Here is a 17,999-nt window from a genome sequence, read left to right as displayed (position 1 = left end):
AAGCCCCTCTTCCCCTCATTACACAAGTTGTAGTTTTCTTTTCACTCGAACAATCTCTTTTTTTACGCTATTTCTATCTGGATAATCACTTCGATAATGGCCGCCGATGCTTTCTTCTCTTTGCAAAGCTGATACGACTATAAGCTCACAAACTGTTAACATATTAATAAGCGTTATCTCTTCATTTGTAAGAGCATCATATTGTAATATCATATTTCGAACACCATACTTACTAAGCCATCTCTTTGCATAAGATAAACTTTGCTCTGTTCGTACAATCCCAACATATTTCATCATGCATTCTTGTATTTCTTCTTTCGCCGGCAAATGCTTCAGAACGATAAATTTGTCTTCCTTCTCTGTTAGACCCTTCATTCTTTCTTTTGCAGTTCTAGATAAAATATGTTGTCCGATTCTTTTCCCAAACACAAGGCCTTCTAATAATGAGTTACTCGCTAACCTATTTGCGCCGTGAACACCATTACAAGCTACTTCACCAACTGCGTATAAGTTAGGAATGGATGTTTCTCCATCACAGTTCGTTTTCACGCCGCCCATATGAAAATGAGCACCTGGTACGACTGGAATACGTTTTTTATTTATATCGACACCATTCGTTTTACATATTGATGACACGGTCGGAAAACGTTGTTCAAAGTTTTGAATCATTTCGATGTTTAAGTACACTTTTTCACCCGCAAGTAACTGTTCATGAATAGCCCTTGCCACTACATCACGCGGGGCTAGATCCTGTTCAGGATGTACATCCATCATAAAACGCTGTCCTTTTCCATTTATAAGGACAGCTCCCTCTCCGCGAACAGCTTCAGAAATGAGGCCGGGGCACCCTCCGCCCGCGTATAACATCGTCGGATGAAATTGTATAAACTCTAAATCTACGAGCTCCCCGCCCGCGCGGTACACCATCGCAAGTCCATCGCCTGTAATTGTCCCGTCATTAGAAGTAAAGGCATATAAACCACCAATTCCTCCTGTTGCTAACACCGTATAACCTGCATCGTAACGCTTCAGTTCCCCTTCACTATTTCTCGTTAAAACTCCAACACATTTATCGTTTTCTATAATAAAATCGAGCACCATTTCCTGTTCCACTACTGTAACGTACGGGGCTACTTCTTGTATGAAATGCTCTAATAAATTCTTTCCTGTTGCATCGCCACCTGCATGTAAAATACGACGATTTCGATGTGCGCCTTCTTTTCCAAGGTGAGGACCCGTTTCATCTCCATCAAATTCCATTCCGTTTTCAATGAGATTATTTATTTCTTTCGGTCCTTCCTCGACTAAATAACGGACGACTTCTTCCTTGTTATAATGACACCCTGCTACTAGCGTATCTTCAAAATGATCATGAGGATCATCATATGTAGCAACAGCTGCCGCAATTCCACCTTGGGCTAAATGTGTATTATTATTACGTTCTGTACCCTTTGTGATAATAATCACATTCTTTTCGTGACAAATCTCTTTTGCAACACGAAGTGCCGCAACGCCACTTCCAATAATTAAGACATCTGCACTTGGCATATTCGTTGCCTCCTACTTTACACTTTTCAACTGTCTTGACACCTATATTTACATAGTTTTAAAATAATGACAAGAGTTTTTTTATAATTCTTATTTTCACTACCATTTAAAAAATACAAGAAATGTAACTCTTACTAGAGAGAGGACCTTACATGATGATATATCTCGACTATGCAGCAACTACACCTATGAGCGCGGAAGCGTTACAAACATATACGAAAGCAGCAACACAATACTTTGGAAATGAACAAAGTTTACATGATATTGGAGGGACAGCCTCTTCTTTATTACAAGTGTGCAGAAAAACATTTGCAGAAATGATTGGAGGAAAAGAACAAGGAGTATTTTTTACAAGCGGCGGTTCAGAATCTAACTATCTTGCGATTCAATCACTTCTAAATGCTAGAAATGGAAAACACATTATTACGACACCTATGGAGCATGCATCCATTCGAAGTTATTTTCAATCTTTAGCATCACAAGGTTATACGATTACGAAAATTCCTGTTGATAAAGGTGGACTTATTCGTTTAGTAGATATAGAAGCAGCTATTACAGAAGATACTGTTCTAGCAAGTATACAGCACGGAAATTCTGAAATCGGAACCGTTCAAAACATAGCAGAGATTGGGCTACTTTTAAAAAAATATAATGTTTTATTTCATACGGATTGTGTGCAAACGTTTGGCAAACTTCCTATCCATGTTTTTGAGATGGGGATTGATAGTCTTTCTGTTTCAGCACATAAAATATACGGACCAAAAGGTGTCGGCGCTTGCTATATAAATCCACAAGTTCGCTGGGAACAAATATTTCCAGGTACTTCTCACGAAAAAGGATTTCGCCCTGGTACAGTGAACGTTCCTGGAATCGCCGCTTTTTTAACAGCAGCTGAGAATATATTAAAAAATCATATGGAAGAGAATTTACGTTTTAAAGCGTTACGGACCTACTTTTTAGAACAATTACGAACACTTCCGCTAGAAATTGAAGTAGAAGGTCATTCTACTTCTTGTTTACCACATATTATTGGGGTTACAATAAAAGGAATAGAAGGTCAATATACTATGCTAGAATGCAACCGCCGCGGTATTGCCATTTCCACGGGAAGTGCTTGCCAAGTCGGTAAACAAGAACCTTCGAAAACAATGCTTGCAATTGGAAAAACGTATGAAGAGGCAAAACAATATGTCCGCTTCTCTTTCGGACAGCAAACAACGAAAGATCAAATTGATACTACTATTCATGCACTACACACAATTGGAAATCAATTTTATAGAGGTGTTAAATCATAATGAAACAAAATGAACAAAAAAAGATTTTAGGTGAAGAAAGACGACAACTTATCCTGCAGTGGCTTCTTGCTGCAAATGAACCGTTATCAGGGAATGAACTATCAAAAAAGACAAACGTAAGTAGACAAGTTATCGTGCAAGACATTTCCTTGCTGAAAGCAAGAAACGAACCAATTATTGCAACTGCTCAAGGCTATTTATATTTAAAACCACAAGAGAAACAACAGACTTTTGAACGCGTAATTGTATGCCAACATAAACCAGCAGAAGTACGTCAAGAACTTACAATGCTTGTTGACCACGGCGTTACGATTAAAGACGTAAAAGTTGAGCATCCTGTATACGGTGACTTAACAGCATCTATTATGGTAAGTAATCGCTTTGATGTAGAGCAATATTTACAAAAAATCGAAAACACAAATGCTTCCTATCTATCGCAACTTACAGATGGTATTCACTTACATACAATTGAAGCAGATTCCAAAGAAAAGTTAGACGCTGCTTGCGAGGCTTTAGATAAAGCAGGATTTCTCGTTTATTAATGTAAAGCACAGAGTTTTTATAATTCTCTGTGCTTTTATTTTGTAAGTGATATAATATTGTAATCAATTGTAAAGGAGATTGCATATGGGAATTGAACTCGTTCACTTTAGCATTGGCAAACCGAAACAAATGAAATATGGCGAAGATAAAGAAATGATAACAGGTATATGTAAAGATTCTACGGAAGAAGCTTTTCTCTCAAAAGACGGCTTCCTTGGCGATGATGTAGCGGATTTAAAACACCACGGGGGACCTGATCGTGCAGTTTGTGTGTACCCACACGAGCATTACGCACTATGGGAAGAGGAATTCCAAACAACGCTTCCAGCTTCCACATTTGGCGAAAACATTACCGTAACAAATATGTTAGAGCATGATGTTTGCATCGGAGATACATATCAACTAGGCGAAGCAATCATTCAAGTAACACAAGCAAGGGTACCTTGTAGCACGATTTCAAAACGCCTCGGTATTCCTGGCATACTGCCTCGCATTGTAGCAACTGGATTTACTGGCTACTTATGCCGCGTTCTTCAAGAAGGTACTGTACGTAAAGATTCTAAAATTACATTACTAGAACGCCATCCAAACAATGTATCTGTTCTTTTCTCTAATGAAATCTATTTCCATAATAGAAAAGATAAAGATGGCATCGAGAAGATTCTTGCTGTCCCAGAACTAGCTGATATTTGGCGTGGTCAGTTAGAGGATCGTCTTGCGAAGTTAAAATAAAGAATCCCACCTTCTGCAGGTGGGATTTTATTAATCTAGCAAAATTGTTTCTGTTGCTTCAATAGAATAGACAGCTCCTCACCTCTTACAACCAATAAGAAGAATAACTCCCCAGCACCGTAACAGAAAAACCAAGTGCTTCAAGTTCCATCGTTACGCCTGGCAATAATACGTCATCGTATGCTTTATCGACATCGATTAAGAAAAAGTAATTTCCAAGTCCTGTTTTCATCGGACGAGATTCGATTTTGGATAAGTTTAATTTTCTCCATGCGAAAGCTGATAACACTTGATATAGTGCTCCTGCATAATCCGCAGGTAACGTTATCATAAGCGTCGTTTTCTCCCCGCGATTTTCTCCGTTATTTGGGAGTACCGCTTTCTTTTTCTTATGCAGAACGAGGAAACGTGTATGATTGTTTTTATGCGTATGAATACCACTTCTTACAATTGCTAATCCGTATTTTTCTGCTGCCGCTTCGTTTGCAATAGCGGCGATTTTTTCTTCAGGATGTTCTTTCACATATTGTGCTGCAGCACTTGTTGATGTCATATCTCGAACGGTTACCCCTTTTAATTGTTCATTTAAAAACTTATGACATTGTGCAATAGCATGTGGATGAGAATGCACTGCATATACTTCTTCCCACACTTCTGCATATTGGGGATGCACAAGTAAATGCTGCTGAATCGGTACTGTAATTTCTCCTACAATGGAAAGCGGTTGTTCATGTACGAGATAATCGACTGTTATGTTTACTGAACCTTCAATCGCATTTTCTAGCGGTACAACTGCGAAATCTACATTTTCATTTGCGGCTGCATCTATACAATCTGGAATCGTTCGATACGGTACATGCTCTGCTTCCGGAAAAAAACGACTCACCGCCATATTTGTAAATGTTGCTTCTGGTCCTAAATATCCTACTCGAATCATCGTCTTTTCCCCTCTTTTTCGTTTTCTTACTGTTATACCATACTTTTTTATATTCTTCTATGTAAATTTCGAATATTTAAAAAAGACTAGCATTTGCTAGTCTAAATGTTTCTTATATTCTCTTTGAGCGAAAAAGAAATACATGATGCATGCGGCGATATAAAACAGAATAAACAAGGCTACTTTTCTGAATGAACCATCCATAAAAATCGTATTATGAAACGTATATAACGCAACTGCACTATGCATACTCCCTACTATAATTGGTGCAAAAAATAGCATACACAATTGCCAACGAGAAACCTTCCACACTTCTTCCTTCGTCATTCCAAGTTTAGAAAGTGCCCCGTACTGCTTTCGATCCGATGCAATATTATGAAACCATTTAAAATATACGATACTACATGAAGTAAGAAAAAATAATATACTAATGAATGAACCTACAAATAAAGTAATATCGCCAAACTCTTTCATATTCACATATAACTCCATATTACTTCGAAATGCATTATTATCATCTTGTTTCATATGGTTCCGTAAATCTCCATTTAATTTTTTCGTATTTTCGATATTGGGTAATGTGTATCCTCGATATATCATTTTTTCAGAATCCGGAACCTTATTTGCTATACTGTCAAAATCTTCATCATTCATAACGAAAAACAAACCGTTAATGTGCGCGAGGTGATAATTAAATCGCGCCCCTTCTTTCTGACCATTAAATACGAATGAATACGTTTGATTCATTACTTGTAATTGAATCTCTTTTTGATTATATACATTCGGATAATTACTTTTATTATAATAAACAAGTGTAACTGTTCCTTTTTTCGGGTGATATATTTTCTTTTTTTGTTTTCTCGCTTCTTGATTGTATTCACTTTCCTTTATAAGCGGTACAACTTCGATTTCTCCCTTATTAGACTGGAAAGATGCATACAATCCAACAAAACTCATAAATTGAAAATCATCATATCCATATTGATGCAGTAATTGTTCAACCTTACCTTCCTCAAAGACTTCATGGGTAGAAGCACCTTTTTCTATGTATGAAAATGAGTGTGCGCCCCCATCCCGCCACATATCTTGCATGCTAGAAAAATATAAGAACACCGTACCTGTTGCCGTAACTACAAATGTCGTTGCCATAGAAAGCATAAAGAAAAAGCGACCATTTTCCTTCATTCGATGTGACAATTGATTCACTATAAATAAATACGGATATGTATACATAATCTTTTTATTTCGTTTAATCATTTCTAACAATTGGATTGTACCGTGTGTAAAAGAAAAGTACGTTCCGAAAAAGACAAGTATAGACACAGGGAAAAAATATAATCCTATCGTTTCCATTGTCACTTGTAGCGCTAACGCATATCCTGTCCCTAAACAAATAAAGCCGAATATACAAAGCCACATTGATGTTTTCTTCTCTTTTTTATCCGTTCGAAATTCTTTCAATAACCGAATGATTTTTATGTTCCATATACGTAAAGCACTTATAAAAGATAACAGAATAAAAACAACCATATATGTAATAAACGTTACCCCAATCGCTTTCACGTCAAATATGACAGGGAGTTCTTGCGGAAGACGCATTAGCATGCTAAACACCATAAAAAAGAGTTTCAAAAAGATCATGCCAATCCCTATACCGAAAATATTAGCAAATACCCCCATCAATATTTGCTCGGTCATAATCACTCCTATTACGTTAGATTTCGTCGCTCCCATTAACATATATAATCCTAACTCTTTCTTACGTGCCTCTATGAAAATAGAAGTAGAGTACAAAATAAATATGATGAAAAAAGAAATGATTATAACATTACATATGATAAGTCCCCAGCGTACGTTTTGATACCACAGCGTCTCCTGCATATACGGATGCACAATAACAGACATATATGCATAAGAAGCAAATATCGCAAAACAACTACTTAAGAAAAATACTTTATAATTACGCCAATTTCCCTTTATATTTTGCAGCGCTAGTTGCCAAATGTTCATCTATCTTCCTCCTATAACTTACTACATGCGTAAAAAGCTAGAGGTTTCCCTAGCTTTTTACGTGTTTCAAATATCCTCTTTGCGCGATCATAAAGTAAATCGCAGAAGCTAAAATGTATGCTCCAATTACAATCGCACCTGATTTCCATAAATCGAGATAAAGCATTTTCCCTAACGTATGAAGAGCAAATCCACTATGAATGGCACCGATTAAAATTGGGATAAAGAAGATAACGCCCATTTGACGGATTGCAATTTTACGAATCTCTTTATCTGTCATACCGATTCTCTTTAACGATTTAAATTGAATACGATCTTGTTCTTTATCGTTAAACCATTTAAAGTATGTCATACTACAAGCGAAGAAGAAGAACAGTACTGCTACGAAGAAACCGATGAACATTGTAATTGCTCCTGATTCCCTTATATTTTTATAAGCGAGCACCGAGTTATTTAACTCCTCTTGCTTATCTGGTGCAATTTCCTTTTTCAAATCTAACACAAGGTCTTCCGTACTTTTCCAGTCTTCTATATAATAACCATAATATTTCGTCTTTTCTTCATCTGGTACGAGCTTTGCGTATTTCTCAAAATCTTGATCATTCACAATGAGATATTCACTATCATTAAAAACAGAAAATGAAGTTGGCTCATTTAATTGAACAGAGTGCGTTTGTCCGTTAATTTTAAATTCATACGGTTTCGAAAGATCTACCTTCATCATATCTTTCGCCATATCCATTATGACCATCGTTGCACTACCTGGTGCATTATGAACTTCTCTAACTTGCTCTCTCTTTTGTTCACGCACTTCAGCGTTATATTCTTTTTCTGAAATAATCGCCATTGGTACTTCATGTTCACTATTAAACATCGTGATTTTTTGAGTTCCAGGAAGTTTGACGTACGTTACTTCTCGTGCTTCTTCAAATCCATGTTTTTTTATTAATTCTTTTGTTTTTCCTTCTTTTATAACATTATGCGTATTAATCCCCTTTTCCTCATACGAAATAGCATGCGGGGTACTAGTTACTGTCTTATAACTCATATCCTCAAAGAATACGTACAGTGTACCAACTGCTGAAGATACAACCGCCGTAATGATAGAAATTACAAATAAAAAACGAGCATTATCTTTCATTTTATAAATAAGATTGCTAAGTACGAACATATTTGGATATGTATAAAAAGATTTTTTTCGTTTTTGCAACGCCTTTAATACGACTGTACTACCTTGTGTAAACAGCAAATAAGTTCCGCCTATCGTCAGCCCTACAATCGGTAAAAACAGCATGATAAAATTCATAAATGTCACTTGGAAGCTAAGTACATATGCAACAATAATACATCCTATACCCGCTACACATAACCATGTAAATGCAAAAGGTTCTACTTTTTGTTTTCTTGCTTCTCTTAATAAATCAATAATTTGCAAGCGTCCTACTGTCCACACGCTAAACAATGATAGGATTAAAAATAGAATAAAGTATACACCCGCTGTAATAAGAACTGCCTTACTATTCCATACGAGCGGAAGTGTTTTATCTATTTTCAATATTACGCTTAATGCTTGGAAGAATAATTTTGAACAAAGCATGCCAAGCCCAATACCTACTACAATTGCAATGCTCCCTAACATAAGCTGTTCTAATATAATCATTCGGCCAAGTTGAGATTTTGTTCCGCCTATTAATGTTAATAAACCAAACTCTTTTTTCCTTGCTCGTAAAAATGTTGAATTTGCATATAAAATAAAGAGTGCTGAGAAGATGACTACAATATAATTCATTGATTCTAACCCTTTTGAAATCATCTCCCTCATACTAATATTACCGCTTACGACATCTGGATGATAAATGAAAGAAGCATACATGAAAAACACAACAATAGATAAACAACTACTAATGAGAAACGCTTTATAATTACGCCAATTCCCTTTTACGTTATTAAGCGCGAGCTGGCGAAAGTTCATGATATTCTCCTCCTAACATCGCAAGTACGTCTAAAATTTCTTGGAAAAAGGCTTGTTTCGTTCTTCCTTTATGAATTTCTGAGAAAATTTCTCCGTCGCGAATGAAAAGAATACGTTCGCAATAACTCGCCGCTACTGGATCATGCGTTACCATTGCAATTGTCACTTTCTTTTGTTCATGCAAGTCTTGCAACGCGCTCATTAATGATTTCGCCGACTTAGAATCTAAATTTCCAGTTGGTTCATCTGCTAAAATTAATGTCGGTTCATGAATGATCGCTCTCGCAGCTGCTGCACGTTGTTGTTGTCCGCCTGATACTTCATATACTTTTTTATTTAAAATTTCTTCGATGTTTAAAAACTTTGCAATTTCCAGTACTTTCGCATCGATTTCATTTACAGATTTCTTCGCCATTACAAGCGGTAAAATAATATTTTCTTTAATCGATAACGTATCAAGTAAGTTAAAATCTTGGAAAATGAATCCTAAATGTGTACGGCGAAACTCTGCTAATTTTGCAGCACGCATTTGATTAATTTCTTCGCCATTTACAAGCACATGACCTGAAGTTTGTTTATCAATTGTTGCTAATAAATTTAAAAGCGTTGTTTTCCCGCTCCCTGAAGGACCCATAATCCCTACAAATTCGCCTTCTTCTATTTTAAAATTTATATCGTTTAAAGCAGTCGTCGCTACTGAACCTTTTGATTGGTACACCTTCGTTAATCCTTTTACTTCAAGAACACTCATTTCTAATCCCCCTATGTGTTTTCTTCTTACATTTACTATAAGAAAAATAAGAAAAAGAAACGAGTGATTTCCCTTACAAAACGTTTTGTTATCTTACAGTTTTGTCATTTTTCTCATTAATGTATGATATTCTTCATCTTTTGCAAATTGGAACGTGAATGTTGTCCCTTCGCCTTCAGCCGATTGCACATAAATACCGTGATGTAAATTATCACAAATTTCCTTCGTAATATATAAACCCATTCCAGTCGCTTCTCTCGTTTTACGACCATTTATTCCCGTAAAGAATGGATCAAATATACGCTTTACATCTTGCTCTGGGATACCGATTCCATTGTCCTTAATATGTAATAACACCTTTTGTTCTTTCTCTTCAATTTGAAATTGAATTTCCTTTTTCTCTGCTTCTGCGATTTTTGTATACTTAATTGCATTTACAACAATTTGACCGATAGCAATACTGAGCCATTTTCTATCAGATGCAACCATACAAATATCTTCCTCAAACATCACTTTCGGAAATACAGACGATTGAATGAAAGACTTTCTATTTTCATTAATAATACCTCGAATGATATCTATCACATTTACTACTTCTACTTTATAATCTTTCGCAAATTGCTCTAATCTTGCCATATGTAACGCTAAATCTAAACCATTAAGTATGCGGTTATTTTCTTCGCGGATACTTTCAACGGTTGCTCTTGCTTCACGATGCTCTTTACCAAACTTCTGTAATAGTAATTCAATAACAGATACTGGTGTTTTCATTTGATGAATCCATTGGTTCATAAATATCATTTGCTGTTGCTCTTTCGCATGTTGTTTATGAACTTCATTCATATATTGCTGTCTTAATAGCGTAAATGATTCAACGACCATCTCTTGTTCTGACGTATAAGAAGTATCAATAAGTAACGAGTCATGTAATGTATTCCCACTAGCAACATATTTTTCGATTCTCTTTAAAAACACACTCCGTTTTCGGTAATCGTAAATGAGGTATACAGTAAACACAACCGTCCCTAATAAAAGTCCATATAACCACGTACTCCAATCAATTGATCTTTTTTCTAAAATATTTTGCAACTGCAATACGAGCCCGAATAAACAAAGACTAACAATATAAGAAAGAAGTAAAGAAAATCGGTCTATGAGGTAATTTTTAACCTTCATGCCCTTCGCCCCACTCTGTAAGAAGCGCATAACCGTATCCTCTTTTTGTAACAATTGCATTTTTAATGCCTAGCTCCTCTAGCTTCTTCCTTACCCGTTTTACATTTACGGTTAATGTATTATCATCAACAAATGCTACTTCGTCCCATAAAGCTTCTAACAGTTCTTCGCGCGTTACATATTGATTCGCCTGTTTCATTAAACACTCTAACAAGTAAAATTCATTTTTTGTTAGTTCTGTTTGTTGCCCTTGCCACTCAACCACATGTTGGGACGGGAATAACAACAATCCATTAACACCTAAACAATCACTTTCTGCCGCAGAAGCATACTCACCATATCCACGTCGAAGTGCACTTTTCACCTTTGCCATTACGATATCTAAATGGAATGGCTTCGTAATGTAATCATCTCCACCATTTTCAATTGCCATTACTTGATCCATTTCCCCTGTTCTTGCAGAAACAAAAATAATCGGCGCATTCGATACACTTCGAATTTGACGGCACCAATAGAAACCATCAAAATACGGTAAATTAATATCTAGTAATACGAGATGTGGATTCACTTTTACGAACTCATCTTTAATATGGCGTAAATCACTTGCTCTAAATGACTGATACCCATATCTTTCTAAATGCTCCTCTAATATTCCCGCGATTTTTTCATCGTCTTCTACAATTAATATTTTATACATATTTTTTCTCCCCATAAAAGAATTCTTCTAAAATTACTCCTTTTTCCATTATAAATTGAAAATTTAATTAGTGGGGATATTTTCCTATAACAATTGGACTTTTGCGATATAAAAAAAAAGACTGCCCTATTTCGGCAGTCTTAATCGATAAATTCAAATTCATATTCAAGAATTTTTACAATATCTCCGTCTTTTGCACCACGTGCACGAAGCGCTTCATCGATACCCATTCCGCGCATTTGGCGAGCGAAACGACGTATAGATTCATCACGTGAGAAGTCTGTCATTTTGAATGTCTTCTCAATATCGTAACCAGAAATAACAAACGTGCCGTCACTTTCACGTGTAATTTCAAATTTAACACCTTCAGTATCAAATTTGTACATTACACTTGCTTCAGACTCATCGACAACATCATGCATTGGGAATTCTGGTGTTGTTTCTAATAAGTTCGCTACTTCAAATAGTAAGTCACGAACACCTTGTTTCGTTACAGCTGAGATTGGGAAGATTTTTACTTCGTCTCCCACTTTTTCTTTAAATGCTTGTAAGTTTTCTTCTGCATCTGGCATATCCATTTTGTTTGCAACAACAACTTGTGGACGCTCAGTTAAACGAAGATTGTATTCTTTTAATTCATTATTAATCGTTACGTAATCTTCATATGGATCACGGCCTTCTAAACCAGACATATCAATAACATGCACGATTACACGTGTACGCTCGATATGACGTAAGAATTGGTGTCCAAGTCCAACGCCTGCATGTGCGCCTTCAATTAGTCCAGGAAGGTCAGCCATTACGAAGCTGCGGTTATCACCAGTTTCAACAACACCAAGATTCGGAACGATTGTTGTAAAGTGATACTCTGCAATTTTCGGACGTGCTGATGATACAACAGATAATAATGTAGATTTACCTACACTTGGGAATCCGACAAGTCCAACGTCTGCTAGCACTTTAAGTTCTAGGATGACATCACGTTCTTGACCTGGTTCCCCGTTCTCAGCGATTTCTGGCGCTGGGTTCGTAGCTGTTGCGAAACGTGAATTACCACGGCCACCACGGCCACCTCTTGCGATTACAGCTGTTTGTTCATGCGTTACTAAATCAGCAAGAATTTGACCTGTTTTTTCATCTTTTACTACTGTTCCTGGTGGAACCTTTACGATTAAATCTTCAGATTTACGTCCGTGCTGACCTTTACTCATTCCGTGCTGACCGCGATCAGCTTTGAAATGACGTTGGTAGCGGAAGTCCATTAATGTACGTAAGCCTTCCTCAACTACGAAAACAACATCTGCACCTTTACCGCCGTCGCCACCTGCTGGGCCACCTTTAGGAACATACTTCTCACGACGATACGCAACCATACCGTTACCACCGTCGCCGCCTTTTACATATATCTTGACCTGATCTACAAACATTATTTCACCACACTTTTTTCAATTGGTTGTAATATAACTGAGACTTCTTCGTCTCTTACTGTATAAGAAATGGAATACCATTTATTGTTTTGGTTCGCAAGCCAATTCTGTAGTTCTTCTACACTCGTTAGCTTACCACGAAAATCAAAAAAGAAACGAGCATTCTCCGCGTCACATTCAATTGTGATACAAACATAATTTTCAACATATACGTCTAAACTATGCTGAAGCATTGAGAAAAACTGATTCGTCCATGTACATACAGTCTCATCTAAGTGAGATAAGTTATGTAATTTCCCTAATACTTCGTACTCCAATAAGCACGGCTGCTGTTTCCAATTATATGTTAAAATCCACTCTGAAAATAAAGGCATTGATAGCCCCATCAGATTGGATTCTTGTCTCGCTTCTTGGACAAAACGATCGATGAGCTTATGAATCTCTTCCACTTTTCCAAGGGAAAGGTTTCCTTTAACCATCTGCATACGATTGAGCCAATCATGTCTTGAATGACGCAATGCATCTATAATTGTCCATTTTTCATTCATTTAGATACCCCTTAATATAGAAAAACTCTAACCTGCACTCAGGTTAGAGTTTTCCGTGAGTTCTTATGCTTCTTGAGCAACAGGATATACGCTCACTTGTTTGCGGTCACGGCCAAGACGCTCGAAGCGTACTACGCCGTCAACTTTCGCGTATAAAGTGTCATCGCCACCACGACCAACGTTAACACCTGGATAAATTTTTGTACCGCGTTGACGGTAAAGAATTGAACCACCTGAAACCGTTTGACCATCTGCGCGTTTAGCACCAAGACGTTTTGACTGAGAGTCACGACCGTTCTTTGTACTACCTACACCTTTCTTAGATGCGAAAAACTGAAGATCTAATCTTAACATACGTTACACCTCCTGCACTTTTTCTATTAAACGGATATACTTTCCGTAATCAAGTTCGATCGTCTTAAGCGAAACAACTAATCCTTCTAAAAGCGTTTGTGCTTTTTCTGCTGCATGAACGTCTAAATCATTAGGCAATTCATACGTTAAGAATCCGCCATCACTTCCGAGTTCAATAGTTGCCTGCACATTACAAAGTTCTTCCACTGCATTTATAGAACCAAACACAACCGCTGTAGTTCCAGCACAGACAAGGTCTTGTCCATGTGGCGCATAATCGGCATGTCCAGTCATTTTAAATGATTGGATACTTCCTAATTTCGTGCGACTTATCGTAATTTTAATCATGTTAACCAGAATTAAGCGTTGATAGCTTCAACAACTAGCTTAGTGTAAGGTTGACGATGACCTTGTTTCTTACGATTGTTCTTTTTCGCTTTGTATTTGAAAACGATGATTTTCTTAGCGCGACCTTGTTTTTCAACTTTCGCAGTAACTGTTGCACCTTCTACAACTGGGCTACCAACTTTAACGTTTTCGCCACCAACGAAAAGAACTTTGTCAAAAGTAACAGTTTCACCAGCTTCAACATCTAATTTTTCAATGTAGATTGCTTGACCAGCTTCAACTTTAATTTGTTTTCCACCTGTTTCGATAATTGCGTACATACTTGCACCTCCTCTTAATTACTAAGACTCGCCAAAAACGAGGTAGACATAAATGCCTTTAGGGAACCTGTCTTGTGCGGTTGTAGCATATAGCCGTTTAGGTGCTATAAACTATAACATAAAGATGTTATCATGAATCATAGACTATTGTCAATAAATGTTCTGCTAACTATTTTTTCCGTTCTACAATTTCTTTCTTACTTCCAAAACGGATAATAGCATACTTTTCGATAATATCATCTTTGAAATAAATTTCAAATGGAATATTTTTTTGTAATTCTTTTTGTAAAAATTGTTTTTGCAGATTTTTAGGCGCAGCGATTAACACCGCCTCATCTTCTATATTGCCATATGTGATTAGTTCTCTCTCTAACTCATACGCAATTGTTTCATACGACATAACATATCCCGTCGCTTTGCAAGGCACACACTCCTCTAGTAATACGTCACGTAAAGAATGTTTTTTGCGTTTACGAGTCATCTCCAAAATCCCTAACTCAGTAAATCCAAGCACTCTTGTATACGTACGATCACCTTGCATAGCAGCTATGAGGCATTCTCTTACCTTTTCTTTATCTTCTTTTCTTTTCATATTAATGAAATCAATTAATATCATACCACCAATATCACGAAGTCTTAATTGACGCGCAATCTCTTCAGCAGCTATTTCATTTGTGCGAAGAACTGTATCTTGTAAATTTTGTTTTCCAGTAAACTTGCCTGTATTCACATCAATTACAGTCATCGTCTCCATTTGTTCTACAATTAAATACGCACCATTTTGAAGCCATACAATTTTTTGAAGTGCTTTTTCAATTTCACGCTCTATTCCAAAATGGTTAAACATTGAAGACTTTTCATTATAAAAAGATACTTTTTCTTTACCGACTTTTTCTTCTAATTCTTTTACTATACTTCTTGTATCTACAACTATTTTTTCAATTGTTTCAATTGGGTTCTCTTGAAATACACGATCTAAAAAAGTCGCTGGTCGATGAAGTAATAATGGCGCTTTCCCCTGGCTCTCTTTTCTTTTTAACTCTTCATATAACTGCTGCAACCTTTGCATTTCAGCTTGTATTTCTTCAATTGTTCCTTTTTCAGAAGCAGAGCGGAAAATATATCCTCCTGTTCCTTCTACCTCAATTTGAAGCAATTCTTGTCTTCTTTTATTATTTTTTATTTTCCGAGAAACAGCGCGCATTTCATCAAACGGCATATAAACAACATATTTCCCTGTAAATTCTATATTCGCTGTCAATTTAGGACCTTTCGTATCAATTGCCTCTTTCACGACTTGTACGAGCACTGCTTGTCCTTCATGTATACGGTAGGAAGGTGGTACATCATCATAAGAAAGGTACGCATGTTTTTCTAAACCTATATTTACAAATGCCGCGTTCATTCCAGCAATTGTCCTTACGATACGTCCAACATAAATATGTCCGACAATTTCTTGCTCTTCATTACGTTTCCATAGAAATTCAACAATTTTTTTCTTTTCTTCAATTGCTACTCTCTTTTCCGATCCAGCGTAATTCATATATAACGTCTTCAAAATTATTTCCTCACTTTATAATCTTCTTTGCTTTTACAATAATAAAAGGTTAGTGCTATCGTCAACACTAACCGATTAATTCTTCAACAGATGAAGTTGTTCGTTTTTCAGTAAAATACGCATAGAGCAATTCATTCTCATCCAATGTATAATGCTCTTTATATTTTCCACGGACGATAATAGAGTGCTTATACCCTCTGCGAAATTTTGTAAAGATTGTATATAGACGATCGTCTGTTTGCACCTCAATAGGTGCAATCTTTTCAATTCCCCTTTTATTCCCATAATAGCGTTCTAATAAGAAGCGCATAAACGCATAGCGTCTTTGTTTCCACTCTTGATATAACGACACTGCCAAAAATATGAGTAATACCCACATCATAATATTGTTGCTATTCCAAAGTAACTGCCACCCTAATATTACACCAAAAAAAACACATGACAATTTCATCATCTTTTCATGTGCTTGCAAATAAGGAAAACGATATGAGAGTACATTAAACAGTACTTTTCCGCCATCAAGTGGCCAAATAGGTAATAAATTAAATGCTAAAATCACTATATTGTTCCACATAAAGAAAGAATATAACTCCGCACCAAGCCAACCAGCTTTAAACAGTGCATAACCAACCATCATCATCCAAACGTGTTGAACAGGTCCTGCAATTACGACAACAAGCTCCTCTTTCAACGACTTATTTCCATGTTCCTCAAGCTCAGCCACACCACCAAATGGTAACAACTGAATTCTTTTAATACGCCAATTATAGTGTGCCGCTGCAAAAGCGTGCCCAAGTTCATGAATAAGAACAATACAAAATAACAATAGTAATTCTTTAAAACGCGCCGTAAAAATACCAATGACAATAATAACCCAAAACAACGGATGCACTGAAATTTTTGTTAAAACATCCCTATATTTAATCAAATGAGATCACCTGAATCGGGTCAATAAATTTTTCATTCTTTTTTATTGCGAAATAAAACTTGCCATTTTTATTATTTTCATCATTATTCACCGTACCAATTTTTTGTTTCTTTGCAACGTAATCATATAATTTTACCGACATGTCATTTAAATTTGCATACCATGACTCAGTACCATCTGCATGCTGGATTTGAATTGTATTTCCAAGTTCCTCTTTCTTACCTGCAAAAACAACTAATCCTTCATTTACCGACTCAACTGTTGCATTTGTAGCCGTTTGGACAAATACACCTTGGCCATTTTTTTGAAATCCTTGCATTACCTTTCCTGAAGCAGGAATTGCATAATCTTTTTGTTGAATCGTCCCTTCCTTTTTCTCGCTAGGCGAATAAAAGACGAGAGGTTTTCCAAACTGTTTTTCATACCATTTCGCTACAGTAGCAAACTGAAATTCCTCTTTCATCACTCTCTCTGTAACAGCTTTAGCTCCATCGAAAGTTGAAGGAGCATTCTTATATAAAATAGCAACAGAAAGCACTAATATTGCTGATAATAACACTTTGAAGAAAAATATTTCTTTTCGGAACAACGGATGAATTTCCTTCTCTCCCTCTTCAACAAATACCGTTTCGCTATCAAAATTCCCTCCAGAAAAATATTGCTCTTCCTCCATCCTTTCTTGCTCTGCCTTCCTCTTCGCAATCCGCTTTTTAATTTCTTCTACACGTCTATTCTTCATACTGTCTCCTTTCTTTCGTTAAGCTAATTTAAGTAGAAACAGTTGTATACAGTTTGTACATATGTATGAGCTAGGAAAGAAAGATATTCATGTGAAGAAAAAAGAAAGCACCTCGC

18 protein-coding genes and 1 other annotated feature are annotated in these 17,999 nt (G+C 36.5%); of the genes, 3 read left to right on the top strand and 15 right to left on the bottom strand.

Annotation, left to right across the window (positions count from 1 at the left end; genetic code table 11):
- Window positions 1–18: 18 nt before the first annotated feature.
- The gene (gene nadB, locus DN410_RS22750; RefSeq protein WP_149178143.1) at window positions 19–1,548 is read right to left on the bottom strand and encodes an L-aspartate oxidase; all 1,530 of its coding nucleotides are present in this window, start codon (window positions 1,546–1,548) and stop codon (window positions 19–21) included.
- Between the two features lie 152 nt (window positions 1,549–1,700).
- Between nadB and DN410_RS22745 the strand changes: the two genes are divergently transcribed.
- The 3 genes from DN410_RS22745 to DN410_RS22735 all read left to right on the top strand — a co-directional run bounded on the left by DN410_RS22745 (window position 1,701) and on the right by DN410_RS22735 (window position 4,118).
- Window positions 1,701–2,843 carry an IscS subfamily cysteine desulfurase gene (locus DN410_RS22745; RefSeq protein ID WP_149178142.1) on the top strand — a complete coding sequence of 381 codons (1,143 nt, stop codon included), beginning with the start codon at window positions 1,701–1,703 and terminating at the stop codon, window positions 2,841–2,843.
- Window positions 2,843–3,385: a transcription repressor NadR gene (locus DN410_RS22740; protein ID WP_000812275.1), complete on the top strand. Its 543-nt coding sequence runs from the start codon at window positions 2,843–2,845 to the stop codon at window positions 3,383–3,385. Before DN410_RS22745 ends, DN410_RS22740 begins: the two co-directional genes overlap by 1 nt.
- A gap of 85 nt (window positions 3,386–3,470) precedes the next feature.
- Window positions 3,471–4,118, top strand: a complete 648-nt coding sequence (locus tag DN410_RS22735; protein ID WP_149178141.1) for an MOSC domain-containing protein — start codon at window positions 3,471–3,473, stop codon at window positions 4,116–4,118.
- An 85-nt stretch (window positions 4,119–4,203) separates the two neighbouring features.
- Here the strand turns inward: DN410_RS22735 and pheA are convergent, their stop codons facing one another.
- The 14 genes from pheA to DN410_RS22665 all read right to left on the bottom strand — a co-directional run bounded on the left by pheA (window position 4,204) and on the right by DN410_RS22665 (window position 17,883).
- Entirely contained in the window at window positions 4,204–5,055 is an 852-nt protein-coding gene (pheA, locus tag DN410_RS22730; protein WP_071713311.1) for a prephenate dehydratase, read from the bottom strand.
- Between the two features lie 96 nt (window positions 5,056–5,151).
- Window positions 5,152–7,065 (bottom strand): ABC transporter permease, encoded by a 1,914-nt coding sequence (locus DN410_RS22725; protein WP_149178140.1) that lies wholly within the window; start codon window positions 7,063–7,065, stop codon window positions 5,152–5,154.
- Window positions 7,066–7,114: 49 nt separating this feature from the next.
- Window positions 7,115–9,037 carry an ABC transporter permease gene (locus tag DN410_RS22720; RefSeq protein ID WP_149178139.1) on the bottom strand — a complete coding sequence of 641 codons (1,923 nt, stop codon included), beginning with the start codon at window positions 9,035–9,037 and terminating at the stop codon, window positions 7,115–7,117.
- A complete protein-coding gene (locus DN410_RS22715; protein ID WP_000114530.1) occupies window positions 9,012–9,788 on the bottom strand; it encodes an ABC transporter ATP-binding protein in 777 nt (258 codons plus the stop codon). Before DN410_RS22715 ends, DN410_RS22720 begins: the two co-directional genes overlap by 26 nt.
- A gap of 93 nt (window positions 9,789–9,881) precedes the next feature.
- The gene (locus DN410_RS22710) at window positions 9,882–10,964 is read right to left on the bottom strand and encodes a HAMP domain-containing histidine kinase (protein ID WP_149178159.1); all 1,083 of its coding nucleotides are present in this window, start codon (window positions 10,962–10,964) and stop codon (window positions 9,882–9,884) included.
- A complete protein-coding gene (locus DN410_RS22705) occupies window positions 10,954–11,661 on the bottom strand; it encodes a response regulator transcription factor (RefSeq protein ID WP_071726564.1) in 708 nt (235 codons plus the stop codon). The genes DN410_RS22710 and DN410_RS22705 overlap by 11 nt, the downstream gene beginning before the upstream one ends.
- A gap of 140 nt (window positions 11,662–11,801) precedes the next feature.
- On the bottom strand, window positions 11,802–13,088 hold the full coding sequence (obgE, locus tag DN410_RS22700; RefSeq protein WP_149178138.1) for a GTPase ObgE: 1,287 nt from the start codon (window positions 13,086–13,088) through the stop codon (window positions 11,802–11,804).
- Complete coding sequence (locus DN410_RS22695) at window positions 13,088–13,636, bottom strand: sporulation initiation phosphotransferase B (RefSeq protein WP_001003569.1); 549 nt, start codon at window positions 13,634–13,636, stop codon at window positions 13,088–13,090. The genes obgE and DN410_RS22695 overlap by 1 nt, the downstream gene beginning before the upstream one ends.
- A gap of 63 nt (window positions 13,637–13,699) precedes the next feature.
- Window positions 13,700–13,990, bottom strand: a complete 291-nt coding sequence (gene rpmA / locus DN410_RS22690) for a 50S ribosomal protein L27 (RefSeq protein WP_000944957.1) — start codon at window positions 13,988–13,990, stop codon at window positions 13,700–13,702.
- Between the two features lie 3 nt (window positions 13,991–13,993).
- Window positions 13,994–14,338 (bottom strand): ribosomal-processing cysteine protease Prp, encoded by a 345-nt coding sequence (locus DN410_RS22685; protein ID WP_001973720.1) that lies wholly within the window; start codon window positions 14,336–14,338, stop codon window positions 13,994–13,996.
- Window positions 14,339–14,349: 11 nt separating this feature from the next.
- The gene (gene rplU, locus DN410_RS22680) at window positions 14,350–14,658 is read right to left on the bottom strand and encodes a 50S ribosomal protein L21 (RefSeq protein ID WP_000270907.1); all 309 of its coding nucleotides are present in this window, start codon (window positions 14,656–14,658) and stop codon (window positions 14,350–14,352) included.
- Between the two features lie 14 nt (window positions 14,659–14,672).
- Window positions 14,673–14,750: a sequence feature (ribosomal protein L21 leader region), on the bottom strand.
- 77 nt (window positions 14,751–14,827) lie between these two features.
- Window positions 14,828–16,216, bottom strand: a complete 1,389-nt coding sequence (locus DN410_RS22675; protein ID WP_149178137.1) for an Rne/Rng family ribonuclease — start codon at window positions 16,214–16,216, stop codon at window positions 14,828–14,830.
- A 67-nt stretch (window positions 16,217–16,283) separates the two neighbouring features.
- The gene (gene spoIVFB, locus DN410_RS22670) at window positions 16,284–17,144 is read right to left on the bottom strand and encodes a stage IV sporulation intramembrane metalloprotease SpoIVFB (RefSeq protein WP_149178136.1); all 861 of its coding nucleotides are present in this window, start codon (window positions 17,142–17,144) and stop codon (window positions 16,284–16,286) included.
- Complete coding sequence (locus tag DN410_RS22665) at window positions 17,137–17,883, bottom strand: M23 family metallopeptidase (RefSeq protein ID WP_149178135.1); 747 nt, start codon at window positions 17,881–17,883, stop codon at window positions 17,137–17,139. Before DN410_RS22665 ends, spoIVFB begins: the two co-directional genes overlap by 8 nt.
- Window positions 17,884–17,999: the final 116 nt, after the last annotated feature.

The sequence above is a fragment of the Bacillus sp. SH5-2 genome (assembly GCF_008368905.1).
GTDB classification, from domain to species: Bacteria; Bacillota; Bacilli; order Bacillales; family Bacillaceae_G; genus Bacillus_A; species Bacillus_A luti.
This window is presented reverse-complemented; position numbering and strand designations above follow the sequence as displayed.